Annotated in this window: 20 protein-coding genes; 15 read left to right on the top strand and 5 right to left on the bottom strand. The window is 47.4% G+C overall.

Going from position 1 to position 26,079, the window contains the following annotated elements; translation table 11 throughout:
- The first annotated feature begins 78 nt into the window (after positions 1-78).
- The gene (locus NST33_RS16945; RefSeq protein WP_339304135.1) at positions 79-1,662 is read left to right on the top strand and encodes a sigma-70 family RNA polymerase sigma factor; all 1,584 of its coding nucleotides are present in this window, start codon (positions 79-81) and stop codon (positions 1,660-1,662) included.
- Positions 1,663-2,033: 371 nt separating this feature from the next.
- A complete protein-coding gene (locus tag NST33_RS16940; RefSeq protein ID WP_339304133.1) occupies positions 2,034-3,350 on the top strand; it encodes a hemolysin family protein in 1,317 nt (438 codons plus the stop codon).
- 70 nt (positions 3,351-3,420) lie between these two features.
- On the opposite strand, the gene NST33_RS16935 is transcribed toward NST33_RS16940, so the two are convergent.
- Positions 3,421-4,071: a hypothetical protein gene (locus NST33_RS16935; RefSeq protein WP_339304131.1), complete on the bottom strand. Its 651-nt coding sequence runs from the start codon at positions 4,069-4,071 to the stop codon at positions 3,421-3,423.
- A 232-nt stretch (positions 4,072-4,303) separates the two neighbouring features.
- Here NST33_RS16935 and NST33_RS16930 point away from each other — a divergent pair, with 232 nt between their 5' ends.
- Positions 4,304-4,816, top strand: a complete 513-nt coding sequence (locus tag NST33_RS16930) for a hypothetical protein (RefSeq protein WP_339304129.1) — start codon at positions 4,304-4,306, stop codon at positions 4,814-4,816.
- A 5-nt stretch (positions 4,817-4,821) separates the two neighbouring features.
- On the opposite strand, the gene NST33_RS16925 is transcribed toward NST33_RS16930, so the two are convergent.
- The 4 genes from NST33_RS16925 to NST33_RS16910 form a co-directional block, all read right to left on the bottom strand.
- Positions 4,822-5,772: a hypothetical protein gene (locus tag NST33_RS16925; RefSeq protein ID WP_221821569.1), complete on the bottom strand. Its 951-nt coding sequence runs from the start codon at positions 5,770-5,772 to the stop codon at positions 4,822-4,824.
- Entirely contained in the window at positions 5,750-6,340 is a 591-nt protein-coding gene (locus NST33_RS16920; RefSeq protein WP_339304127.1) for a sigma-70 family RNA polymerase sigma factor, read from the bottom strand. The genes NST33_RS16925 and NST33_RS16920 overlap by 23 nt, the downstream gene beginning before the upstream one ends.
- A 248-nt stretch (positions 6,341-6,588) precedes the next feature.
- Positions 6,589-7,821 carry an aminopeptidase gene (locus tag NST33_RS16915; RefSeq protein ID WP_339304125.1) on the bottom strand — a complete coding sequence of 411 codons (1,233 nt, stop codon included), beginning with the start codon at positions 7,819-7,821 and terminating at the stop codon, positions 6,589-6,591.
- 89 nt (positions 7,822-7,910) lie between these two features.
- A complete protein-coding gene (locus tag NST33_RS16910) occupies positions 7,911-9,143 on the bottom strand; it encodes an aminopeptidase (protein WP_062834817.1) in 1,233 nt (410 codons plus the stop codon).
- Positions 9,144-9,359: 216 nt separating this feature from the next.
- On the opposite strand from NST33_RS16910, the gene NST33_RS16905 reads away from it, so the two are divergent.
- The 12 genes from NST33_RS16905 (at position 9,360) to ggt (ending at position 26,008) form a co-directional block, all read left to right on the top strand.
- Entirely contained in the window at positions 9,360-9,626 is a 267-nt protein-coding gene (locus tag NST33_RS16905) for a hypothetical protein (RefSeq protein ID WP_074095413.1), read from the top strand.
- A gap of 180 nt (positions 9,627-9,806) precedes the next feature.
- Positions 9,807-10,616: an MBL fold metallo-hydrolase gene (locus NST33_RS16900; protein WP_339304123.1), complete on the top strand. Its 810-nt coding sequence runs from the start codon at positions 9,807-9,809 to the stop codon at positions 10,614-10,616.
- Between the two features lie 179 nt (positions 10,617-10,795).
- Positions 10,796-11,806 carry an aldose 1-epimerase gene (locus NST33_RS16895; protein ID WP_221821566.1) on the top strand — a complete coding sequence of 337 codons (1,011 nt, stop codon included), beginning with the start codon at positions 10,796-10,798 and terminating at the stop codon, positions 11,804-11,806.
- Positions 11,807-11,938: 132 nt separating this feature from the next.
- Entirely contained in the window at positions 11,939-13,327 is a 1,389-nt protein-coding gene (gene fumC / locus NST33_RS16890) for a class II fumarate hydratase (protein WP_074095411.1), read from the top strand.
- Between the two features lie 176 nt (positions 13,328-13,503).
- A complete protein-coding gene (locus NST33_RS16885) occupies positions 13,504-16,248 on the top strand; it encodes a CHASE3 domain-containing protein (protein WP_339304120.1) in 2,745 nt (914 codons plus the stop codon).
- Between the two features lie 427 nt (positions 16,249-16,675).
- Complete coding sequence (locus tag NST33_RS16880) at positions 16,676-18,298, top strand: PucR family transcriptional regulator ligand-binding domain-containing protein (RefSeq protein WP_339304118.1); 1,623 nt, start codon at positions 16,676-16,678, stop codon at positions 18,296-18,298.
- A gap of 239 nt (positions 18,299-18,537) precedes the next feature.
- Complete coding sequence (gene pucL / locus NST33_RS16875; protein ID WP_221821564.1) at positions 18,538-20,043, top strand: factor-independent urate hydroxylase; 1,506 nt, start codon at positions 18,538-18,540, stop codon at positions 20,041-20,043.
- Positions 20,043-20,420, top strand: coding sequence for a hydroxyisourate hydrolase (gene uraH, locus NST33_RS16870; RefSeq protein ID WP_221821561.1), 378 nt, complete (start codon positions 20,043-20,045; stop codon positions 20,418-20,420). The genes pucL and uraH overlap by 1 nt, the downstream gene beginning before the upstream one ends.
- A gap of 43 nt (positions 20,421-20,463) precedes the next feature.
- Positions 20,464-21,867 (top strand): allantoinase AllB, encoded by a 1,404-nt coding sequence (allB, locus tag NST33_RS16865; protein ID WP_339304113.1) that lies wholly within the window; start codon positions 20,464-20,466, stop codon positions 21,865-21,867.
- Positions 21,864-23,171, top strand: coding sequence for a Zn-dependent hydrolase (locus tag NST33_RS16860; RefSeq protein WP_221821557.1), 1,308 nt, complete (start codon positions 21,864-21,866; stop codon positions 23,169-23,171). The genes allB and NST33_RS16860 overlap by 4 nt, the downstream gene beginning before the upstream one ends.
- Before the next feature lie 6 nt (positions 23,172-23,177).
- Positions 23,178-24,419: an alanine--glyoxylate aminotransferase family protein gene (locus NST33_RS16855; RefSeq protein ID WP_339304111.1), complete on the top strand. Its 1,242-nt coding sequence runs from the start codon at positions 23,178-23,180 to the stop codon at positions 24,417-24,419.
- On the top strand, positions 24,413-26,008 hold the full coding sequence (ggt, locus tag NST33_RS16850; protein WP_339304109.1) for a gamma-glutamyltransferase: 1,596 nt from the start codon (positions 24,413-24,415) through the stop codon (positions 26,006-26,008). The genes NST33_RS16855 and ggt overlap by 7 nt, the downstream gene beginning before the upstream one ends.
- Positions 26,009-26,079 lie beyond the last annotated feature (71 nt).

Raw genomic sequence — 26,079 nt, 5'->3', positions numbered from 1 at the left:
CGTAACCTTTTGGCGATAACATGGCACTTATACATGAATAGAACAAGCAGCATGCTTATATGAAGGGAGTCCATAGCGTTGAATTCATGGATTGAAGGAGCGATGAAGGGCGAAACCGAAGCTTACGCACAACTGATGTCTCAATATCGCGGGATGGCACTTGCTGTTGCCTACCACCGGTTGGGAGATACATTTTGGGCTGAAGATGTCGTACAGGAGGCATTTACTGAAGCCTTTGGCAATCTGTCCAAGCTGGAAGCTCCTGAGGCTTTTCCCGGGTGGTTTAAGGTGATCGTGGAGAGGCAGTGTTATCGCTGGCTAAGACGCAAGCAGCATACCATGATTCCAGTTCAGGAGCTGGAGCATGTATTCCATGAAGAGGATCAGGCGTATGATCCGGAAAAACAAGCGGTGCAAAATGAAATGCATCGTACGCTTCGTGATTCCATTGCAATACTGCCATCATCGATGCGGATTGCTGTTGAACTGTTTTATTTGGAAGGATACTCGCTCAAGGAAATATCGGATTTCCTCGGGGTGAAGGTACCTGCATTAAAGAAAAGACTGTTCGATGCCCGATCCAAACTCAAGCGCTCTATGCCAGTAAGGGATCTGGTCTCTGTATTCAGTGACTTGTATGAAGGGGGAAAAGGATTGTTACACATTATGAATGGGGATCACGCTGCCAATCGTTTAAGAGAGAGTGGAATTCAGGGAGACATCCTGGTATGGAGAGAGTTGTATACGTACGGCCCGGTAGCCAAAGAGATGGGAGATACAAAGGAGCGGAAGAATCGTGCATCCGTGTTAGAGCAGCAGTTGGGCATTCCACAGGCGGAATACTTGAAGATTGAGGAACTTGAACACAAGTTGCATTCGTTTCAACAATACAAGGAAATTGTCTTATGGTTCGAATACGATCTCTATGATCAGACGATGTTATCGTATCTATTACATTATTTCAAAGGACAAGCACTCCAGAATACAAAACTGAATCTGCTCTGTATTGACTCGTATCCAGAGATTGAGCACTTTAGAGGACTGGGACAGCTTACCTCCACACAGATTGAACGTCTGTCCGGTAGTTGGCATGTGATTGAGAAAAACGAGTTACAAGCCGGTGCGCAGTTCTGGGAAGCCTATACGTCGACTGATTTCCGGCATCATCTGGATTACTTGCGGGCAGACACTTCTGCGCTACCCTTTGCGGAAGCTACCTTTAAGGCACATTTGTCCCGTCTGCCATCTGTATCGAATGGTCTGGGGCTCATTGAGCAGACAACACTGGAGACCATTAGAGCGGGTGTGGAGCATCCGTATCCATTATTTCGCGAGGTAGGGGACAAGCTGCATATTCTCGGGATGGGTGATCTTGAATACTGGGCACATCTGAGGCGGATGACAGAAGAACCTCATGCCCTTCTTCAGATGAGCAGTGCAACCACTTTCCCTAATTTCAAGCAGCATGATGAAAAATTCCGTGACGTAGTCCTGTCGCTAACGGAACTCGGAATTCAGGTGTTTAATGGAGAAGTCGATTGGGCACTGCTGAAGCAGGATGAATTCTGGGTCGGCGGATTGCATAACTCAAGCGGGAAACAAGCCAGATGGCGCTGGAACCCCACTTCTGAGACGGTAGTGGAGATTGAGTCGACATCGTAATCAGCAGATAGAATTTGAGAAAATAACAGTATTGCAAAAAGAGAGTATCCAGCCATGCGGAAGCATAAGCGAGGATACTCTCTTTGGTTTGGTTAGACTATGTTTGTGAAATGTTAAAAAAACAGCGTAATCGAGACTTTTGTTAAAGAAATAAGGCGTTTGTGCCATTTCGTTGTCATAGGACACGGATTGACTGTGTAGTGTAGAATTATATAATAAAAGAAGCATATCTTTGTTATTCGACAGAACAAGGTGGAGGTGGAAGCATTGGGAAGTTGAAATTGCATATGAGCGGCAGAATGGCAAATATCCTACATTTTCGAAGGAGGTGGACCTATTTGCCGAAGAATGACGGCGAATAGGATGAAAATTTGAGTGACCCCTTACCGAGTATTTTAAATTTAGTATTAATTGGTTTACTTGTATTAATGAATGGTTTCTTTGTGTCGGCGGAATTCGCGATGGTGAAGGTTCGTGGAAGTCGGATTGAGGCTTTGGTGGAAACAGGTAACAAAAATGCCATCTATGCTTCCAATATCATACGTAATCTGGATGCATATCTGTCAGCTTGCCAACTAGGTATAACTTTGGCTTCACTGGGACTCGGGTGGCTGGGAGAACCGGCAATTGCACATCTGTTAGAGCCCTTGTTTACCGCATTTGGACTGGGACCAGTCTACGTTCATGGAATCTCTATTGCCATTGCATTTGTGATTATTACGATCTTGCACATTGTACTGGGAGAACTTGCTCCCAAAACGATGGCGATTCGAAAGTCTGAGACGATCACATTGTGGTCTGCGGCTTTGCTGACGTTCTTCTACAAGTTAATGTATCCATTCATATGGGCACTGAACGGTATGGCTAACGGCTTGTTGAGACTGTTCCGAATGGCACCAGCTTCGGAGATGGACTCCGCACATAGCGAAGATGAAATACGTATTCTGATGAAAGAAAGCAATAAGAGCGGTTTAATTGATAACACTGAATTAGCACTTGTTGATAATATATTTGATTTTACGGATACAACCGCCCGTGAAATTATGATTCCGCGGACGGAAATGATCTGTCTGAACGCCAATGAGTCCATGCTGGAGAATCTGGAGATTGCCAGTGAAAGTATGCGAACAAGGTATCCGGTATATAACGGAGACAAGGATCATATTATCGGCTTTATTCACATCAAGGATCTGATGCGATCCCAGCTCACGGATACCATCTCCGTAATCCGGCCCATCCTGGCTGTGCCAGATACCACGCTGATCAGTGATCTGCTCAAGCGTATGCAGCGTAGCAAGACACAGATTGCGATTCTGATTGATGAATACGGCGGAACCTCCGGGCTTGTCACACTTGAAGATATCATGGAAGAGATCGTAGGCGAGATTCAGGATGAATTCGACCATGAGCGTCCTGTCATTGAGCAAGTGGATGAGATGGAATACTCCATTGATGGATTGATGCTGATTGAAGAAGTCAGCGAACGATTCGGACTGGAGATGGATCGTGCCGATTACGATACCATCGGGGGCTGGCTGTACTCCAGAGTAGATGCCATTCCACCTGAGGTTGGTCAATCGGTTGAGTATGGGGGGTATGTATTTGTCATTCAAGAGACAGAGCATAAGCGGATTTCCCGAGTAAATGTGATTAAGCTGGAACTGTTGGTTGAAGAAGAAGGCGCTTAGCCGAATTCGAAATTGTAACAAATGAAGCTGTATGGTGACGTAATCGTCATCGTACAGCTTTTTTGCATGCTCATGATTCTTTGGGTGCATGAATGACAATATCGGCGTAACGATTCTCCGTGACCAAGCTGTTCTCGATAGAAATTCGCTTATAAGTGACGTAAACATTCTCTCCCGGAGCGAGGTCATATTGGATATTCAGCTTTTTTCGAGTGGATTGGGTTGTTGTCGGTGTCTTAATGGTGATGATGGCGTACATAGGCGTATCGACAAAAGTAACCTCGTAAGAGTTGTAGTCCCCCACCTTAGTGGTGGATAACACCGGATTTTGTTTATATTGGGTTAGGTGATCATTCACCATGCCAAGTGTTACAGGTAATACATAAAACAGAAGTACCAGAGGCAGAAGGCAGAAAGCAACCCCGAAAACACGTAAAAATTTGACATGGGAGAGGGTTCGGCCGCTCTGCTTGAGGAAAAGAAAAGCAAGGATGGGGGACAGTACAAGTCCCCAGATCATAAAGGGCAATACATAGCGGTCAATCCCCATGCTTATCCAGCTTTCCCGAGCTGTAGCCAAGAAATATATTAAGGTCCCTGCGGTAAGTGCACTCACCAAGATAACAAGCCAACGTTTGAACGAGCCGGAAACTTCGATATGTAGTTCATTCGGGTTGGAGCTGTGACGATGCCTTCTGGATTTGGATTGAAATTTACTCAAGTTTTACACCTCATTTGCAAATCTGGTTGGTTCATATGGTTTCGTGTATCCATTACCCAATACATACGGGCTGGAATAATTTAGGTTTCAACCATGCTGGAGATGCATGCATAGACAAAAGACGCTGCCGACAGAAACATCGGAGCGTCTAATTTTTTTTGAAACCTGTCACCCGATCCGTCCGTTTATACCCTTACACAAAATCAAGTATGGAAGCGGAGGATGGATCAATATGCGGAAAATGAAAACGAAGAGTGCAGCATCTATGCTAAAAATAACCCTTGTTGCCTTGTTAATGGTGCCAACAATCCTGGTTATACCTACGTCCGAACCAGCCGTTGCAAGCCCGATGGTCAACGTGTCCTCTGGTGCCCTTACACCCCCACCGCCGCCGGAACCATCCATCCATTCGCTTGTTAACACTCGAGAACTTGGACATATCTATCAAGCGGTCGGTGCAGTCATTCCTGGGGGTGGACTATCGGCTATCGTCAATACCAAGACCATGACATATACAGCAATGAAGACACTTTCCGTAGACTATCGACTTGAGCGCTGGACAGGAACAGCATGGGTAACTTTCAAAACCAATTCCAACAATGCAACGAATACAAACTTACTGAATGCCACATCGGATTGGACCGTTATGCCAGGATATTATTATCGCGTTACCAGTATTCATACAGCGTATGATGGAAGTACCACGGAAACAAGCAAACATGTCTCTGGCACCGTGTTATTCTGATCTTATCAACGGGTGCTACCGGGAAACTTCTGTTCTTGAAAATCGTTGGCAATAGCAGTCATTTCTTCTTCCGAAAGGGTGCCAAACAGACTCATATTGTTGGAACCCATCATCCACTGAAAGGAGTTATAGGGTGGGCCGATATACATCAGTGCTTCCGATCCATCCGCCAGCTTTACGGTGCTCATATCACGAAGCATGGCCCCTTCAATTTTCTCCCCAGGCATGACATAGACATAATCAAACTGGATAATCTCATCCTCTATGCTCTTGCCTTCACTGGTATATTGAACTCTCATTTGTGTGGACTCATAATAATCGTCTGGATTCACAGGGTTTTCAGTATCAAGCACGAGTTCGAATTTGACCTTGTTGAATCTCTCGGGAATGGCATTGGATAACAGAAAGTCACCCATGAACCCTTCGCGTGCGATCTCTTCCGTAACAAGTACTGGACGAAGCAGGTGGCTCGATAACTCATACGAAGGTGTATTAAGAGCTTCTTCTTCCTGTACTTTAAGAATGTCGTCTAAGCTGGTTTCCGGTGGTGGAGGTGTTTTGGCTGTTGACGGATCAGCTCCCAGATGGGTCGTGCGATCCTCGATGATAATGGATTTCATGCCATTGCCCCAATCCTTGATGGATTGCACAAAAGGGGATACCGCTTGCGTACCGGACGGCAGGCTGAAAATAACGGCTCCGATGGTCACGGACGCTGCTACGACAACTGAAAGTCGTAAGGTACGAATTCTTTTTTTGCGTAAACCGATTCTGTTAATTTCCCTGTGTACCTTCTGCCAGGATTGCTGCATGGATTCGGTATGGGAGGCGGAAGGGGCAGAGACGGCCTGATGGAAAGCTTCATCAAAAGCCAGGTCAAACGCAGCGTCGAAATATTCGTCTTCCAGCTCTGAATCGAATGGCTCTACGTGCTTATCGGACTTGCCTTTGCTCAATGCTTCCACCCCATTCCTTATGTAATTTCTTCTTGATACTGCCACGGGCTCTGAACAAACGTTGCTTCACAATGTCTTCGGAGGTATCCAGCAGTTCGGCCATCTCTCGGTAAGAGAGACCTTTTTTCCACCGTAACTCCACCAGTACACGGTATTCCGGTTTGAGCTGTCCGAGATAATATTCAATGGACTCTTCCATCATCTGCGTTTCTACCATGCTTTCCACGGAAGCTGCCGTCTGATTCATCGTCTCCATATCTATAAAAACACTATCCGTATCCAATTGGTTACGGTTATTTTTATTTTTTCTCAGATAATTAATAGCTGTGTTCCGTGTGACGACCTTGAGCCAGGCTTTCAGTTTGACCTCGTCTTCAAAGATGGGTTTGTTTTTAATGATTTTGATAAAAGCTTCCTGAATAATATCTTCTGCTGCAGCACGCTCCTTGATGATATAAACGATAAGACCATGTACCATATTATAATATTCATAATACACTTCTTCTTGAAGTGAAGAGCCTAAATTATGGAAATCTGAGGCTAGTAATAACTGGAGCCGATTGGCCATGATGTTCTCCTTTCTGGTGAACAATCCACAAACATTGGTATCATTACATTTTACAACATAATATGGAAACGATACAATGGGATGTTGGTCCGGGAAAAACCAGATGAGAGAAGTGTGTATAACATGCGGGAAAGTTTGCTTAAGATTAATAAAAGGCCGTCTCGCCAACCATGAAAACATGGTTGGCGAGACGGCCTTTTCGACTATTCAGAGAAAATACATTAAGGGACATAACTCTCCGTAATCAGTTAGAATGCCCAGTCTCCCTTAAGGAAGATGGCTTCACGTTCGCCGTTTGCCGTGATACCGTAGATGTCCGTCTCGGGTGAGCCCATCATGAAGTCCACATGAGTGATGCTGGTGTTCATGCCACGGGATGCAAGGTCTTCAGGAGACATCGATTTGCCACCTTCGATATTGAATGCATAGGAACTGCCAATCGCAAGATGGCAAGACGCATTTTCATCATACAATGTAGTGTAATACAGGATGCCACTCTCAGAGATCGGTGAATGGAAGGGAACCAAAGCGACTTCGCCGAGGTAATGAGAGCCTTCATCCATGGAAATGAGTCTTTCCAGCGTATCCTGACCTTCTTCAGCTTGAAAATCAATGATACGTCCGTTCTCGAATGTCAGTGAAAAACGATCAATGATACTGCCGCCATAGCTGAGTGGTTTGGTGCTGGACACCTTACCGTTAACACCGTGCTTGGCTGGAGCGGTGAATACTTCCTCTGTCGGAATATTGGCAACAAAAGGGGTGCCTTGCTCATTCACGCTACCTGCCTGCGCCCAGATATGACCTTCTGGAAGCTCGACAGTAAGATCCGTCCCCGGGGAGAGGAAATGTAATGCTTGATACTTCTTGTTGTTCAGGGCAACGGCTTTGGTCTCCAGTCGTTCAATATGCTGTTCCCAAGCCGCTACAGGGTCCTCCAGATCGGCTCTCACCGCTGCAAAAATAGCTTCCCACAGCTGGCTAACCTGCTCAGCTGCCGGGAGATCCGGGAATACTTTGGCTGCCCAATCGGTGGAAGGACAAGCCACACCCGTCCAGCTCATTTTATCCGCCTGTTGATACTGACGGTACTTGGCCATCGCCTGACCAAATGTACGCTGATGGGTGGAAATCCGCTCCGGGTCAATACCTTTCATCAGGTCTGGGCTGGATGACAATACGGTCAGAAAGGCTGCATTATTGGCTGCCAGTTCTTCAAGCTCCGCTGCATGCCATTTCGGCGGCTCTTGGAAGGATTCCTCAGGGGCCATCTCAAACCGCAATCGATTGACGGTTTCATCTCCGTATTTTACAATCACCTGCTTGGCTCCAGCTTCATATCCCTTGCGTACCAGCAAACGTACGAATTCAGAGGTATCAATCATCGCAGAGATGACAAATACTTGCCCTGGTTGCACGTTAGCACCTACTCTTACAGCAAGTTCAGCGTAACGATCCAGTTTTTGTTCAAAACTTAACATATGAGTTTCCTCCAATTGTTTTTTTTAGACCTGTTAACGCAGGAAAAGAGAGGAGTAATCTCCTCTCTCCTAAATCACATCAAACGGGATTAAAATGCCCAGTTTCCTTGCAGGAAGATCGGCTCTTCCGCACCTTCGGAGGTCACGCCGTGGATGTTCATTTCTCCAGATCCAATCATGAAGTCTACATGAGTGAGGCTGGAGTTCATGCCACGTTCAATCAACTCTTCTTTGGACATCGTTTTACCACCTTCCAGACAGAAGGCATAGGCATTACCAATCGCCAAATGGTTGGAGGCATTTTCATCAAAGAGTGTATTGTAGAACAAAATATTCGTATCCGAAATTGGGGACTGATGTGGAACGAGGGCTACTTCACCCAGATAGTGTGCACCTTCATCCATCTCGATCAGGTTTTTGAGTGCATCCAGTCCTTGTTCAGCGGTGTAATCTACGATTCGACCGTTCTCAAATGTAAGGGAGAATCCGTCAATCAGGTTGCCGCCGTAGCTCAGTGGTTTCGTGCTGCGCACAGTACCGTTAACACCCGTTTTCAGCGGAGCCGTGAATACTTCTTCGGTAGGCATATTGGCAATAAAGACATGTCCTTGCTCATTCACACTTCCACCGGATACCCAGATATGGCCTTCTGGAAGTTCGATGGTCAGATCTGTGCCTGGAGCTGTATAGTGAAGCTTCTTGTATTTTTTGTTGTTCAGCAGATCAGCGCGGGAATCCAGGTTTTGCAAATGGGTTTTCCATTCGGCAACAGCATCTTGTTCACCGATCCGTACCGTTTTGAAAATGACGTCCCACAGGCGATCCACTTGTTGTGCTTCTGGCAGATCCGGGAACACTTTAGCTGCCCATTCCGGAGAAGGGACGGCCACGATAGACCAGCTGAATTTGTCAGCCATCTGATAAGAACGATATTTTTCGAGCGCTTTGCCGCGCACTTTTTGGCTGGTAATAATGCGTTCCTGCGCTACACCGTTCAGCAGATCCGGATTTTCAGCGATGACGTGCAGAATAGCGGCACCTTCTTCAACAAGTTCAGTCATTTCAGCTGCAAACCATTTCGGTTCAATGGAGAAGGCTTCATCAGGTGCAAGATCGTAATGAAGACGTGTAACGGTTTCATCGCTCCAGTTTACTTTGACCAATTTCGCACCTTTACCGTAAGCTGCTTTGACAATCAGTCGTACAAAATGTGCTGCAGAGATTGGAGCGTTAACCACGAGTGTCTGTCCAGGATGGACATTGACACCGACTTGAACAGCCAGTTCAGCATATTGCTGCAGATTCGTTTCAAAAGTGTTCATGCTATTTTTTCCTCCAATGTGATAATAATATCGTAGCTTGTTGGCTATTATAGTCCTCATTACAACTATGTAAGGACTCAGAATGGTTCCTTCATTGAATAAGGTATACGTTGCTACGTTATATATTGTACAATTAACCAATAATAATTACCAAACTAGGTTTACCAGAAATGTTGGAGACCGACTGTAGATGAAAGATTAAAGGAGAGAATGATTGTGAATATTGAAATTATAAGTGCTGAAATGCGCCGTGAAGGTGAAAAAGGATACGTGGGAAATACCGTTTACCGCACAGAAGGCGAAAAGTCAGTATATGAGATTACCTTCATGAGCAAGAACGGAAAAGATTGGGACTATAGCTTGCATTTCACGGAGCAATCCGGTGATGAAGAAGAGTTACTGCGTATGGACGAGTTGCTTGAGAATGATGACGATCTGTACAATCAATTGCTCGATGCTGCTTTGGAGGCATTTCCGGCTTAACTAGCCGAGATGTTCTTGTTCTATTGTGTTGTGTCGATGACTATACTAGACGGTGTATGCCCGAAACAGGGTGTATACCGTCTATTTTATTGGAAATGTTGAATAGATGATCCAGAAAAGGGAAGTCTACGAGATGAATGGAACCAGAGAGACAATCCGCCTAATGGGAGGTAACCGTGAATGGCATCTGACAATCTGATTACAGAAGGGTTGACGGGACTTGAAGAAGTCGCGCCCGATATTCTCAGTTTACGTACACTATTCGTTAATGTCGTGTTCATCGGAGAGCCAGGAAGCAGGAACTGGGTCCTCGTGGACACCGGAATGGCGAGGTTCACAGATCATATTGTTCAGGTTGCAACAGAACGATTTCAAGGTCCGCCGTCTGCGATCATATTGACGCATGGTCACTTCGACCATGTAGGAACCGTTATTGAGCTGGAACAATTCTGGGGTGTGCCAGTGTATGCTCATCCGCTTGAAATTCCGTATTTAACGGGATTAAAAAATTACCCGCCAGCGGACCCTTCTGTAGGTGGAGGTTTAATGTCCAGGTTGTCATTCGCATATCCCAATGAGGCGATCAATCTGGATGATCGGATATTCAGTCTACCCAAAGATCATTCCGTTCCAGGCGTATCAGGATGGGAGTGGGTGCACACGCCAGGTCATACGCCTGGACATGTGTCGCTGTTTCGAGAAGCAGATCGTTTGTTAATTGCGGGAGACGCAATCATCACAGTGAAGCAGGAGTCGCTGTGGAGTGTATTGCTTCAGGACAAACAGTTGCATGGTCCACCTTCCTATTTTACAACCGATTGGCAGGCTGCTCATCAATCTGTCCAGCATATAAGGCATCTGGAGCCGAAACTTGCAATTACCGGGCATGGGCATGCCTTGAGCGGAGATATGCTGAGTGAATCCTTGAAGCAGCTTGATCTGGACTTTGAAGAGAGCACTGTGCCGGATCATGGCAAATATGTGGATTAATTGAACCATCCTATGAAAGACAGCAGAGACAGCCGTAACGTATTGCAGCTGTCTTTTTCCTGTCTTTTTTGTCTTTCTATTATGAATTTGTTCTCTATCATAGATTGGTATTTTGCGCTCGGGCATGATATAGTCGAGCCGTATAATATAACCTTAGTATGCAGGAGGTACATATAACGATGACACAGCAAAATGCAGCATTTGAAGAACAATTTGGAGGGATACCAGCCATTTGGCTTCGTTTTAATCAGTTTGAAGCGGCAGTTATTCCAAGCGTGGGTGCCAACCTCGTTGCTTTTCGTGATACAGAAAAGGGTTTTCGTTACTTGAGAGAGCCGAATCAGGATCAGATGGATGAATTTATGGCAGCACCTGCGGTTTATGGAATTCCGATTCTTTCTCCACCGAACCGTTATGAGGATGGACGTTTCCCTTGGAATGGTAAAGTTTATCAGTTGCCTGTGAACGAACCCGCTACAGGAAACCATTTGCATGGATTTTTGCATGATGCCGAGTGGAAGGTTGAAGGATACGGTTCTGATCAGCTGGAGAGTTATGTGTTGCTTAGCCAGGACGTGAAAGAAGGACATACATTCCATCAGTACCTGCCTTTTACGTTCACAGTGACGCTTCGTTACTCTTTGAGCAGCCAAGGACTTCAGCAACAATTGATCGTCCGCAACAACGGGACTGAATATATGCCGAATTTGTTTGCATTCCACACGGCGATTGCTGTACCTTTTGCACCGGACAGTCAGGCCTCGGATTACACGGCCAAAGTTACAATTGGACAACGTCGTGAATTGAACGAGCGTTCTCTGCCAACAGGACAATTTCAACCGCTTACACCTGAGGAAGAACAATTGAAGAACGATGGGGTTAGTCCGTTCTTTGCTGCCATGGATAATCATTACACTGCGGAGCCGCAGAATGGACGTAACTATATGGAACTTACGGATCACCGTACTGGAGACAAACTGGTATACGATGTGGGCACCTCTTACAAGCACTGGATGATCTGGAACAATAACATGGGTGGCGAATTCTTCTGTCCTGAACCACAGATGAACTTGGTTAACGCTCCTAATGTTGAAGGCATACCTGCAGAAGAAATCGGATTGATCGGTTTGGAACCAGGTGAACTATTCGAACAGAGCAGCCGATTGTATCCAATTGCGTCACAAAAATAATTCACGCTCATTTTGCGCTACGCTTACAATTTTGTCGAAAAGGTGAAAACCTGCTCGCAAATCATGTATAATATGACGAGATACACAAGCTTTGTAGAGACCCAAACCATTTTTTTGGAGGAGGACAAGCAAGTGGAATACCGCATTGAGAGAGATACGTTAGGCGAAATGAAAGTACCAGCCGACAGGCTGTGGGGAGCTCAGACGCAGCGCAGCAAGGAAAACTTCCCGATTGGCAGTGAACATATGCCGATGGAAGTTATCCGTGCCCTTGCCATTTTGAAAAAAAGTGCTGCGGCTAGTAACCATAAATTAGGTAAATTATCTGCGGCTAAGTCCGATGCTATTGCTTATGCAGCAGATGAGATTATTGCAGGCCGAATTGATGACCATTTCCCATTGGTAGTGTGGCAGACTGGTAGCGGAACACAATCCAATATGAACGTGAATGAAGTGATTGCGAATCTGGGGAACCAACTGCTGGAGCAAAAGGGCAAGGAAGAGCGTCTGCATCCAAATGATGACGTGAATATGTCCCAGAGTTCTAACGATACATTCCCAACGGCTCTGCATGTCGCAGGTGTTCTGGCTGTTGAGGATCAACTCTTGCCGGCCATTGCGGTATTAAAAGCTACTTTTGCGGACAAGTCGGAGGCATTCAAGGATATTATCAAGATCGGACGTACCCACCTTCAGGATGCAACACCAATTACACTTGGTCAGGAGATCAGTGGTTGGGAAGCCATGCTGGGCAAGAGTGAGCGCATGATCCGTGAAAGTGTGCAGTATCTGAAGGAGCTTGCGATTGGCGGTACAGCTGTCGGAACGGGCATTAATGCGCATCCGGACTTTGGGGACTTCACTGCCAAGGAAATTGGCAAACATACGGGGAAGGATTTTGTATCTGCACCAAACAAATTCCACGCACTTACAAGTCATGATGAAGTTGTGTATGCGCACGGTGCCGTTAAAGCGCTTGCAGCTGATTTGATGAAAATTGCCAATGATGTCCGCTGGTTGGCCAGTGGCCCTCGTAGTGGATTGGGCGAGATCCGTATTCCTGAGAATGAGCCAGGCAGCTCCATTATGCCGGGTAAAGTCAACCCAACTCAGAGCGAGGCCATTACTATGGTGGTTACGCAGGTCATGGGTAATGATGCAGCGATTGGTTTCGCGGCAAGTCAGGGTAATTTTGAGCTGAATGTATTCAAGCCGGTTATCATCTATAACTTCCTGCAATCCGTGCAACTCCTGGCGGACTCCATTATTGCGTTTAATGACAAGTGTGCCGTAGGCATCGAGCCTAACCTGGATCAGATTGAACATAATCTGAACAACTCGCTTATGCTGGTTACAGCGCTTAATCCGCATATTGGTTATGAGAATGCAGCCAAAATTGCGAAGCTTGCGCATAAAGAAGGCTTGTCTTTGAAACAGGCGACGTTACAAACGGGCCTGCTTACCGAAGAGCAGTTTGATCAATATGTCGATCCGGCCAAAATGATCGCTCCAAAGGCCTAAAATCAGCCCAAATGAGCATTATAGATCACTGAAGAGGACGACCTGCACAAGCAGGTCGTTTTTCTTATGATTACCGATGAACTTAAAGCTTGTCAGACTATACGTATACATATAAACTACATATGCACCAGTTTTAATTTAATTATTGGATTCGTATATATTTGGAGGTTTCCGCGTTGTCAAAAACGAGAAGATTTACGATACGCTCCAAAATTTTATTGGGCTATCTTGTGGTTGTGCTTTTGTTTGGAGCTGTTCTGCTAGTGCTTACGGCCCAAATTAATGTGTTACAGAAGGAAAATGATTTTATCTCCCATCATGATCTGGAAGTACATAATCTGACCAACGCGATTGAAAAAAATGTCTTGAACATGGAGACAGGACAGCGTGGATTCATGATTACAGGCAATGAAAGTTACCTGGAGCCTTATTCCCAAGGCATATCCCAGTGGAGTTCCAACTATGATCAGCTGAATGCTCTCATTAGTGATAACCCTTCACAGCAGCAGAGTCTGGAGAATATCAAAGCACATATTACACGCTGGATTGAAATTGCTGGGGAACCGTCTGTGAACTTAAAAAAGCAAGGTGATCAAGCCGAGGTCATTGCGTTCTTCCAATCTGATCCGGGTAAAACGGAAATTGATCTCTTGAGGTCTCAGCTTACGACCTTCCGTAACACAGAGATCGCTCTGACCGAGGCGAGGGTTACTGAACTTGCCAGACGCAGTTCCACCCTGCTGACGATTATGTACACGCTGTGGGGGATTATTGCAGCATTATCCATTGCAGCTGCGATTGTGATATCAGGAAATATCGTCAAAACGTTGCGAGATGTTATGCAAACCATAAGTGATATCTCCAAAGGTGGAAACCTGAAGCAGCGAATTCAGGTTCGAACACATGATGAAGTGGGAGACCTAGGCCACGAAACCAACAAATTACTGGATGAAGTACAGGAACAGAATCGGGTCAAGGACCAGATCACAGGGATTGCCACACTTTTACAGAACCCGACCAATCTGGAGGGATTGTCTCGCTTGTTCCTGAACGAGCTTGCCATGTTGTTTGAAGTTCCCTATAGCGTCTTATATTACTGGAAAGACAATCGACTGCTGCGCCTGGCTGCATATGCTGGGGATGGAGAGAAAGAACGTTCGCTCGGTAAAGTGTCGCTTGCCCCGGGTGAGGGGCTTGTAGGTCAAAGTGCTGTGGAGAAGCGAGTTCTACGCATGAATGATCTGCCGCAGAACTATATCCGAATCTCTTCGGGTCTCGGGTATACATCTGCCACATCACTTACTGTAGTACCGGTCTTGTTCGAAGGCAGAACGATTGCGGTAATTGAGCTTGCTTCAATGAAGCCATTGCAAGAGAATGATATGAAGCTGATGAAAGAACTGACGGATATTTTTGGTGTTTCACTACACTCGACCGTCACTCGCATGGAATTACAGCAATTATATGATGAGTCACAAGTTCTGAATGAAGAATTACAGGCACAATCGGAGAAACTTCAGGCTCAGACCGAAGAGATGTTGTCTCAGACGGAGGAACTGCAAATGCAGACCGAAGAGCTTCATATGCTTAATGATCGCCTGGAAATACAGAAGAATGCTGCAGAGACCTCAGCCAATGAACTCTCGGTTGTGGCTGATCAGTTACGAACAAGCTCGGGGTACAAATCCGAATTCTTGGCGAACATGTCCCATGAACTGCGGACACCGCTCAACAGCATGTTGATTTTATCCGAAATATTATCTGAGAATAAAAACCAACACTTGAATAGTGAAGAACAGAACTATGCTTCGGTCATTCACAAGTCGGGCAAGGACCTACTGAATCTGATCAATGATATTCTGGATCTATCCAAGGTAGAGGCCGGGCAGATGGAAGTGGATTTCGATGATGTTTATCTAGGTAGTCTGCCTGAGGTCATGAATCAGTATTTCCTAAAAACAGCGGAGCAGAAAAAAATAGATTTCCGAATTCAACTCCAAAGTCCTTTGCCGGAAACAATCGTGACAGATGAGATGAGATTGCACCAAATTCTTCGAAATCTGCTCTCTAACGCATTTAAGTTCACCAGTGAGGGTGAAGTTGCCTTAACGATCTCCAGCATGAGTTTGGCTCATCCGGTAGCCAAAGACCAAGAGACCGACGTGATTGCTTTCTCCGTTAGTGATACGGGTATCGGGATTGCGGATGACAAACTCTTGCAGATCTTCGATGCCTTCAAGCAGGCGGACGGAGCAACAGCTCGTAAATATGGGGGGACAGGACTCGGCTTGTCCATCTCTCAATCGCTTGCGACTCTGCTGGGAGGTTCTATCTCAGCAACAAGCCGTGAAGGGCATGGCAGTGTATTCACGCTGTTCCTGCCACTGAGAATGGATGAGCCTGAGACCATGCACACATTCCGGTTGTTCCTGAATGAGGTGGCTAGCACCACTCCGGAGATCAACAAACTCCCTTCATTGACCACAGCTCCATCGGATGTGTTATTAACACCTCTGGAAGAAGCGTTGCTCAGCGGACGCCAAGTGCTTGTCGTTGATGATGATATACGTAATGTATACGCACTAGCTAACGCTCTTGAGCAATACGGCATGCATGTTATTTCAGCGCAGAACGGATACGAGTGTCTGGAACTGTTGGAACGCGGAGGAGTAACGCCTGATCTCATCATGATGGATATCATGATGCCGGAACTGGATGGTTATGAGACCACTCGACAGATCCGTGAACGACTTGGCATGACCCAGCTTCCGATTATTGCGCTAACAGCCAAGGCCATGAAAGAGGATCGGGAAAAATGTATTGCAGCAGGTGCTTCGGACTATCTCAGCAAACCACTGAACATCAAAGAAGTATTATCCCGCATGAAATTATGGATGAATCACGAAACATTGGAGATCTGATCGTAGTTGAACTAAAAGTTATTTACACTGACACTACGATGACAGAACAACCCTCCAATCGCTGTTATCCCCAGATTTTTTCGATTCCCTTTTTCAAAGGGGAGAATCCGGGGATAAAGGCGAACGCTTCGCTTTTTCAGGTTTTTTCTGCCCTCTCCGTTATCGTGTAAATGGATTACTTCAACGTTATGTGGATCATAGTAACTTATAAAAACCTATGCCGATTACAGTAAATTGCGCTGTAATTAGGTCATAGGTTTTATTTTTTTGCCGTGTAAGCTTTATTTAGAAAATTGATGTTATAATACTTAACAACAAATAAAAGTTAAATGCATAAATATGGATTTAATTAGAAAAATCATGCGAAATTTAGTTTCGTTAACCAGAATGACATTATATTGTGTTATATATATGGGAGGTAGTGTCCATGCAACTTACGGTTAAAGAGGCTTTACAGGTATACCCGTTGTCAGAGGCCAAACTGGTTGCGGGTGGGGAAGGGACTTCACGGATGATGAAATCCGTTAACGTCATGGACGCTCCTGATATCGCGGATTGGATCAAATCCGGAGAAATGTTGTTCACCACCGCTTTTATTATGAAAGACAGTGAGACGGATGCATTACGTTTGATGCGGCGCTTGAATGAACGCGGCTGTGCAGGACTCGGCATCAAGCTGGGACGTTTCTGGCAGTCCATTCCCCAAGGTATTGTCGAGGAAGCTGATCGGCTTCGTTTGCCGCTGCTTGAGCTCCCCTTTCAATTCACCTTCTCGGACCAGATGAATGCCTTGTTCAAGGCTGAACATGAACGTAGCAACCGATTGCTGCATGAGGTCGTGCAAAAGCAGAAAAAATTAATGCAGTTTGCACTGCAACAGCAACCACATCGGAATGTGTTTGCCGAACTTGCCACGGTGCTGAACTATCCGCTTGCCGTCATTGGTTCTCGAGGGCATGTGCTGTACGGTAGTGAAGGCATCGCAGGGGATGCTGTAACCCAAGGCTGGCCTTGGAAATCCGTCATGCACCGAGTGAAATGGAATCAGGGAAGTTGTCATCGTGTACCGATTAAACAAAATGATGAAGAATACGGATCGTTGCTTGTGTTTACCGATTCAGCCTTATCCCTTCGAGCGGAGGAAGAGCTGTTCCAGCAGGCTGCGGATGTACTGGCATTTTATATGGATATGACTTATCGTGAGCATATTAATCCGACCGTGCAAGATGAGATGCGTACGCTGCTTACACAGTATTTGGATAACAAAATGACCGTGCAGGAATTAACCACCATGAGTGAAAACAAAGGTGTACATCTATTCCAGGGAACTTATCAGTGCGTATTGATCACACTTGAGCCGACTGTATTTGCCGAGGGGAAGCTGCTTAAACAGATTCATCGCGAATTACAGTATAATCCGCTGATGCAATTCACGGCTTCACAGCATTTTCAGATTGAGGATGGCATTCTGTCCATCTACACCTGCCCAACAGGGCGAGATTATGGAGAGGAGCTGTCAAGTTTTCTCTTGAGCCGTTTCGGTGATGTACTGGCAGCACAAGAAGCAAAAGGGGCACCGGCTCCGCGTTTCTGGATCAGCAAAATGAAACATGAACCCAAATCGCTCCGTGAAGCATACCAGGAGTGTCTGGATACACGACAACTGGCTCGTCGATTCGGCATGAAAGACCGTGCGTTGCAATTTGAAATGCTCGAATTTGCCTATGTGTTCCAACACGTACCGGATAACATCATGGAGAACTACTGCAATAAAGTACTCGAACCACTACTTGCCAGGGACGGTGACCCCAATCAGGTGCTGATGAATACATTGGAGTCCTTTATTGAGAATGACGGGCTGATCAATGAAGCTGCCAAGCAGCTGTTTGTGCATCGCAACACCGTTACCTATCGGATGGAGAAAGTCGGCAGCTTGCTGCAAATGGACTTTAAGAAAACGAATGACCTTCTTAAGTTAAAGCTGGTATTTACCTTTCGCAAGTTCGTGCGGGACAAAGTAGCTGCAAGACCGCACAATGTCCAACTCTAGACCGCACATTGTGCAACATGACAATGCTAACGGGTCATACCCCCGAGAACCGCATTCCCTTGATGGAATGCGGTTTTTTCATGTTTGAGGACCACAAAAGTTGATTTTCCCGTGCACAGCAAACAAATCACAACTCTGATGTTATGTTATATTACAAAATTGCGTAAATATTGTTGTCGCGACATTGAACGGCACTTAGAATGAAGAACAATAATCCACAACAGACCGGAGGTTCTAACATGAGTGACTTAATTAAACTTGTTAACAACTGGTCTATCACACAGTTCGTGCATACGTTTGGCGGCTTATTTGAGGAATCACCATGGGTGGCTGAGCGTGCCGGGCTTTTACGACCTTTTGATTCATTGGAACAGATGATGAAAGTGATGAAAAACGTGGTTCAGGCATCGGATGACCAGGTGAAGTTACAGTTGCTTCGAAATCACCCGGATCTTGGAGCACGAATCAGCATGAGCAGCAACTCCGTTCAGGAGCAGGCTGGTGCAGGACTTGATTCACTCTCACAAGAGCAATACAACGAACTTCAACAATTAAACAAAGCATATACAAGCCAATTTGGTTTTCCATTCATATTAGCCGTAAAAGGCCATACCGCAAGCTCCATCCTCGAATCCATGCGGCAACGTCATTGCCGAGGCAAGGAAGAAGAATTCGAGACTGCCTTGAAGGAAGTATTCAAGATTGCGGGCATTCGCTTGGAGCAGTGGCTTGCACAGATCGGTCATGAGCATGAGTTTGTGAACAAACCAGCCACAGTGCAGCAGCGGACAATGTATTACGGCAAAGGGGATGTGTGGATGTACCGTTCCTACGCCAAACCGTTGACGGGTATACAGTCCATTCCGGAATCTCCGTTCATGGGACGCAGCAATATTCTGTTTGGATTGAACATCAAGGTGGCTGTGCAGGGCGATGAATTCTTGCCTTCTTTTGCAGAAGGGGATAATTCGCTGGTGGTGGCAACCGATTCGATGAAAAATTTCATTCTCAAACATGCAGCGGACTACACAGGTGCGACGGTGGAAGGGTTTCTTGCGCTGGTAAGTCGGCGTTTCCTGGAGACGTATCCGCAGATGAGCAAGGTTCAGATGACAGCGGACCAGATTCCGTTTGAAGATATACCCATTGGATTAGAAGGAAGTTATCGGCCGAGTGCGCTCGTATTTCGTTATTCGCAGAATGATCGTGCCACAGCTGCCGTGGAAGCAGAACGAACAGGAGACTCGATTGAACTCAGCAACCATTTCAGTGGTGTAGCCGATCTGAGACTGATCAAGGTCAAAGGCAGTGAATTTGCCGGATTTATGCAGGATGAATATACCACTCTTCCAGAGACAAGGGATCGACCGTTATTTATTTTCCTGAACATCAATTGGCGTTATGAAGATCCGAGAGATGGCATGGACGATCAGCGTGGACGGTATGTAGCGGCGGAACAGGTCAGAGATTTGGCTGCTGCGGTATTTCATGAGTGTCGATCCGCTTCCATTCAACATCTGATCTACCAGATTGGACGAAGGTTATTAAGTCGATTTGAGCAACTGAGTGAGGTTTCGTTTGAGTCCAACAATCGGACTTGGGAGACAGTGCTGGAGGGAGTGAAAGAGGGAGAAGGCAAAGTATTTACCGAGCCGAGACCACCATATGGATTCCAGGGTTTCTCGATGACAAGGGATGATCTGGGAACAGACGGCCGTAACGCCGGGAAAGAAGGTGACGTCTGATGTCGATATCTGGTGGACGAATTACAACACATGTGCTGGATACATCCAAAGGCGTCCCTGCTGCGGGTGTTCGGATCGAGCTGTATACCCTGAAGAGGGATGGAGAACAGGAAAGCAAGCTAAAAGTGGCTGAGTCGGTGACCAATGCGGATGGACGTTTGGATGCACCGCTGCTGGATGGAGGCAAGTTGGAGTCAGCCATATATGAGCTTCAATTCCATGTCGAGAGTTATTACGCACAGCGTTCGTTGGAGGAGCTAGGCCAAGCATTATGGACGATTGTTCCGATTCGTTTTGCCGTATCTGATGCCTCAAGCCATTACCATATTCCATTATTGATTGCTCCAGGAGGTTACAGTACATACCGGGGAAGCTGAATATGCACACATCCGGTTCTGATTCAGGGGGAGGGTCATCCACATGACAACATTTGATACCATCATCCGGGGGGCCCGGGTGGTGCTGAAAGATCGGGTAGAGCAACTGGATATTGGCATTACTGGTGAGAAAATAACGGAACTATCCACGTGGCTTACCGCTGGTGAAGCGACTTGGATCATAGAAGCTGAGGGCCTTACAGTGATGCCGGGTGTCGTGGACATTCATGTACACTTCAATGAACCTGGACTCGCCAGTTGGGAGGGATTTCGATCGGGTTCGGCAGCCCTTGCCGCAGGGGGAATCACAACCTATGTCGATATGCCACTTAACGGCGTACCACCAACCACGAGGCCGGAAGCATGGGAGATGAAAAAGAAAGCAGCTGCAGACCAATCTTATGTTGATTATGCGTTCTGGGGAGGTTTGGTTCCCGGCAATCGTGGCGAACTTGCTCCACTGGCAGGGTTGGGTGCTGCCGGGTTCAAGGCATTTATGTCTGAGCCGGGTGGAGATGGGGAAGACCTCTTTGCCAGAGCCGATGACCATACATTGCTGGACGGAATGCATGAGCTTGCCAAATTAAACCGTGTGCTGGCACTTCATGCAGAGGACGAAGGCATCGTTGCCGAACTCGCTGCGAGAAGCATTGCGGAGGGAAAGACTGAACCGATGGATTATATCCGATCCCGTCCTGTGGAAGCTGAAGTCGTCGCGGTTGCCCGGGCGTTGAAGTATGGTGAACTGACCGGTTGTGCGCTGCATTTTGTGCATATTAGCACCCGGGAAGCACTGGACTTGATTGCAGAAGCAAAACGGCGTGGGCAGGATGTCACTTCGGAGACATGCCCTCATTATCTGACGCTGACCGATCAGGATGTGGTCCGATTAGGTGCTGTAGCGAAATGTGCTCCACCGCTTCGCAGCTCTTGCGAGCAAGAGCAGTTATGGGATGCACTGACTTCGGGATTGATTGATGGTATTGCCTCGGACCATTCTCCATGTCCGCGATCCATGAAACAATCTGATAACTTCTTCGAAATCTGGGGCGGTATATCCGGGGCGCAAAGCACACTGCTAATCATGCTGGAGGATGGACATCTTCAGCGTAATATCGACCTCCCGTTGCTCGGAAGAGTGCTCTCCTTGCAACCTGCCAGAAGGCTTGGTCTGGAGAGCAAAGGAGAGATTGCGATTGGCAAGGATGCAGATCTGGTCCTGATTGACTGGGAGAAGAGCACAACCCTGAACACGGAGGATCTGCTCTACACGCATAAACAGAGCCCTTATGTGGGACGTACATTTAACTGTTGCATTACAGACGTGTTCTGCCGTGGGCAGAAGGTATATAACTCGGAATGCGGATTATCTCCTGAACCTATCGGGCGGCACATCGTAGCCTACTCCTCAAGTCCCATCGAGGTGGGAACGGAGGAGGCGCCATGACAGAGTCTGGAGTATACCGGTCATGCGGTACGAATAATCCGCCTATTCCTTTGCCAAATGTAGAACAGGTGGAGCTGCAAGCCATGCTTGACTGGCTGTCGACATATGGTGCGGATGCACAGGGTGGCGTTACACGACTGTTGTATGACTCGGCTTGGTGTGAAGCACAGGGTGCCCTTGCAGCCAAGATGCAGGAGAAAGGACTGTCTCCCGAGTTTGACCAGTCTGGTAATCTATATGGGACATTGAAGGGCGAGGGCAAGGAATCAACAACTGGTGCAGAAGCATTACCGATTGTGACCGGATCACATATTGATACTGTGGTGCACGGCGGTAAATATGATGGTGCTTACGGTGTGGTGGCGGGTGTCCTTGCTTTGGAATATTTACAGAAGCATTTCGGAGCACCGAAGCGCACACTTCAAGTGGTATCGTTATGCGAAGAAGAGGGAAGTCGATTCCCTTTTGCGTATTGGGGTTCACGCAGTATAACAGGAATAACGTCTCTGGAAGATGTAGAGCATTTGAAGGATCAAGACGGCGTTACCTTTGCACAAGCAATCCGCGATGCGGGTTTTGGACCTGATAGTGCATATAGACCTGTTGCGAAAAATTACGGTGCCTTTATTGAGCTTCACATTGAGCAAGGTCAGGTTCTGGAACGTCTTGGACATTCGATTGGAGTTGTATCCGACATTGTAGGTCAGAAGCGGTTCAGTATCACCGTGAGCGGGGAAGCGAATCACGCAGGGACGACGCCGATGTCCTGGCGCAAGGATGCACTTGCCGGAGCAGCCGAGATGATTACTGCGGTAAGGAGTATTGCATTGGATGCAGGCGAACCGCTCGTAGCCACGGTTGGGCGAATCACGGCCGATCCGGGTGTTGGGAACGTGGTTGCAGCCCGGACGGTGTTTTCACTGGATATCCGCCATATCCGGCAGGAGAGTATTGATCGCTGCTGGCAGGATATGCTTCAAGCTTTTAGTCGAATCGCAGCCGAGCAGCAGCTTGGACTGGACTGGGAAGAACATCTATCTGTCACACCCATCCCCATGAATGCGCAGATGATCTCAGACATTCAGGATACCTGTGAGCAGGAGCAGTTGTCCTACTGGTTAATGCCAAGCGGCGCGGGACATGATTCGCAGATTTTTCAGCCGGCTTGTCCAACGGCCATGATTTTTGTGCCGAGTCAGGACGGTATCAGTCATAATCCACTTGAATATACAGCTGAAGCAGACCTGATGCACGGTTTTCGGGTTCTGGTCCGGCTACTCTATAAATACGGTTACGGGAGTTGAATGCAGATGTCCAACTATAAAGAGTTATCTCCGTCCTTGCGGACCATTATGACCCCGGGCCCCGTTGAGGTTGATCCACGCGTACTTAGAGCATTATCTTTTCCGATCCTGGGGCAGTTTGACCCGGAGTTCACATCTTTGATGAACGAGACGATGGCGATGCTACGAGAGTTATATATGACAGATAACGAGTGGTGTTATCCAGTCGATGGTACATCCCGTTCAGGGATTGAAGCTGTGTTGGTCAGTCTGATTCAGCCCGGTGACAAAGTTCTCGTCCCGATCTACGGACGATTTGGACATTTGCTGGTTGAAATCTCGGAACGCTGTGGTGCCGAGGTTGTTTTTTTTGAAACGGAATGGGGAACGGTATTTGATCCAGAAGAAGTGATCAAGGCTATTCATACCCATAAACCGAGTCTGGTTGCGATGGTTCACGGTGAGACTTCCACCGGTCAGATGCAGCCCCTTGCCGAGATTGGCAAAGCCTGTCGCGACCTTGATATTTTACTCGTCGTGGATGCTGTGGCTACCATTGGTGGAACTCCGGTGGAGACGGATGCCTGGCATCTAGATGCGGTAATGGGCGGCACGCAGAAATGCCTGTCCGTTCCTTCAGGGATGGCACCTCTTACGTACAACAGTCGTGTGGAGCAGAAACTGATGAGCCGCAAAACAGTTGAACGCGGACTGCGGGATGCAACCAGTGCGCGGGCAGAAGGCTGCACGATTGCCAGTAATTATTTTGACCTGAGCCAATTGCAGGATTACTGGAGTTCGGCACGGTTGAACCATCATACGGAGGCTACCTCCATGCTCTACGGTCTTCACGAAGGATTACGCATTCTGCTGCAAGAAGGATTGGAGGCCAGGTTCCAGAGACATCTGGTAAATGAACGTGCGTTGGTCGCTGGAATTCAGGGAATGGGACTGCAACTGTACGGGGATATGTCAAGCAAACTTCCGGTGGTCACTTGTATCACGATTCCGGAGGGGATTGATGGTGAGTCGGTGCGCAGCATGTTGCTGAACGATTTTGGTATTGAGATTGCCAGTTCATTTGGACCGTTGAAAGGACAAATCTGGCGGATCGGTACAATGGGATTCAGCTGCCAGCGCAAAAACGTACTTCATGTGCTCGGAGCGCTGGAAGCTGTTCTATTACGTCATCGACATGTACTACCTGCCGGTGAAGCAGTGCAGGCAGCATTGGATGTGTATGCAGGGAAGGAGGGCGCTTTATGTTAAACCAGATGCCAATCTCCAGAGAGGTCATGGTCACCTCTCCTCATTATCTGGCGAGTGCAGTTGGAAGCTCTATCCTCCAGAAGGGCGGGAATGCTTATGATGCCGCTGTTGCGGTCAGTGCAGCACTGGGTGTGGTATATCCGCATATGACCGGACTTGGAGGGGATGCCTTCTTCCTGATTCATGACGGAGCCAGTGGTGAGATTACCGCCTATAACGGAAGTGGCCGCTCAGCCGCAGGCATTCATGCGGATACGTTCAAAGCGATGGGCATGAAAGCCATCCCTCAGCGCGGTGTACTTAGTGCCATCACGGTTCCGGGAATGGTGGATGCCTGGTGGGAAGTCTGGTCCCGGTACGGTAAGTTACCTTGGGAGCTGTTGCTTGAACCTGCCGCGCAGTATGCGGAAAAAGGATGTCCTGTATCCCGGAATCTCCGCCTGTGGATGGAAAGGGATGAAGAGTTCATTATGGGGCATACACCGCTGAGAGCGGTATTTGCGCCTTTGGGTACACTTTTGCAGGAAGGTGAGCTGCTGATCCAGCCTGATCTTGCTGCCTCCATTCGTCTGATTCAGACGGAAGGTCGAGATACTTTTTATACAGGAGAACTCGCGAATCGTCTGACTTCGGCTATTCGTGAGGATGGGGGCATGCTTGCACCAGCAGACTTTGCAGGGCATCGGGGCGAGTGGGTGAAACCCGTTAGCACGGAGTATCGTGGCTATGAAGTTCATCAGATGCCGCCCAACTCGCAGGGATTCTCGATGCTGATGATGTTAAATATGCTGGAGCATACGGATCTGTCCTCTGTAGCACGTACCTCACCGGAATTCTATCATCTGATGGCGGAAGTGGTGAAAAAGGCGTTTCGTGATCGTGACCGTTATCTGACGGACCCAGATTTCAGGGACATTCCGCTGGATCATCTGTTATCCAAGGGTTATGGAGACCAATTGTGGAATGAGATTCAGGCTGCTCCACCTGTGGCACAGCCATTTTTGTCCAAAACGATAGGTCAGGACACGGCGTATGCAGCGGTTGTGGATAGCGAAGGCAATGCCGTTTCATTCATCCAAAGCCTGTATTTTGACTTTGGTGCAGCCTATGTCCCAGGGGATACGGGGGTTATCATGCAGAACCGGGGGTCGTTTTTCTCCCTAGATCAGAGAGATGCCAACGTACTGGAACCGAACAAACGCTCATTCCACACCCTCATGCCGGGCCTTGTTACACGAGATGGCAAACCTTATATGCTCGTGGGTACACAGGGGGGAGAAGGCCAGCCGCAAACACAATTATCGGTGCTTACCGGAGTGCTTGATTATGGGCTGAACATTCAGGAAGCGATTAGCCTGCCGCGTTGGGTGTACGGACGTACCTGGGGCGAAGAAGGTGATACGATGCGTGTGGAGAACCGATATCATGATGACGTATGTGCAACCCTTGCCCAGTGGGGACATAACGTTGAAGCGAGAGCGCCGTGGGACGGTATTATGGGACAGTCGCAAGGCATTGTCATTCGGGAGGACGGCATGATCAGCGGCGCAGCAGACCCTAGAGGCGACGGTATGGCTATTGGATGGTAACAGACAGCGATCAGAAGGTTAGTCTGTCATTGGAGTGAAAGTGTAAATATGTATGAGTTGTACTATATAGA

It is taken from the genome of Paenibacillus sp. FSL L8-0435 (assembly GCF_037965655.1).
Lineage (GTDB): Bacteria > Bacillota > Bacilli > Paenibacillales > Paenibacillaceae > Paenibacillus.
The sequence above is the reverse complement of the archived record's forward strand: the minus strand, read 5'-3'. Positions and strand labels throughout refer to the sequence as shown.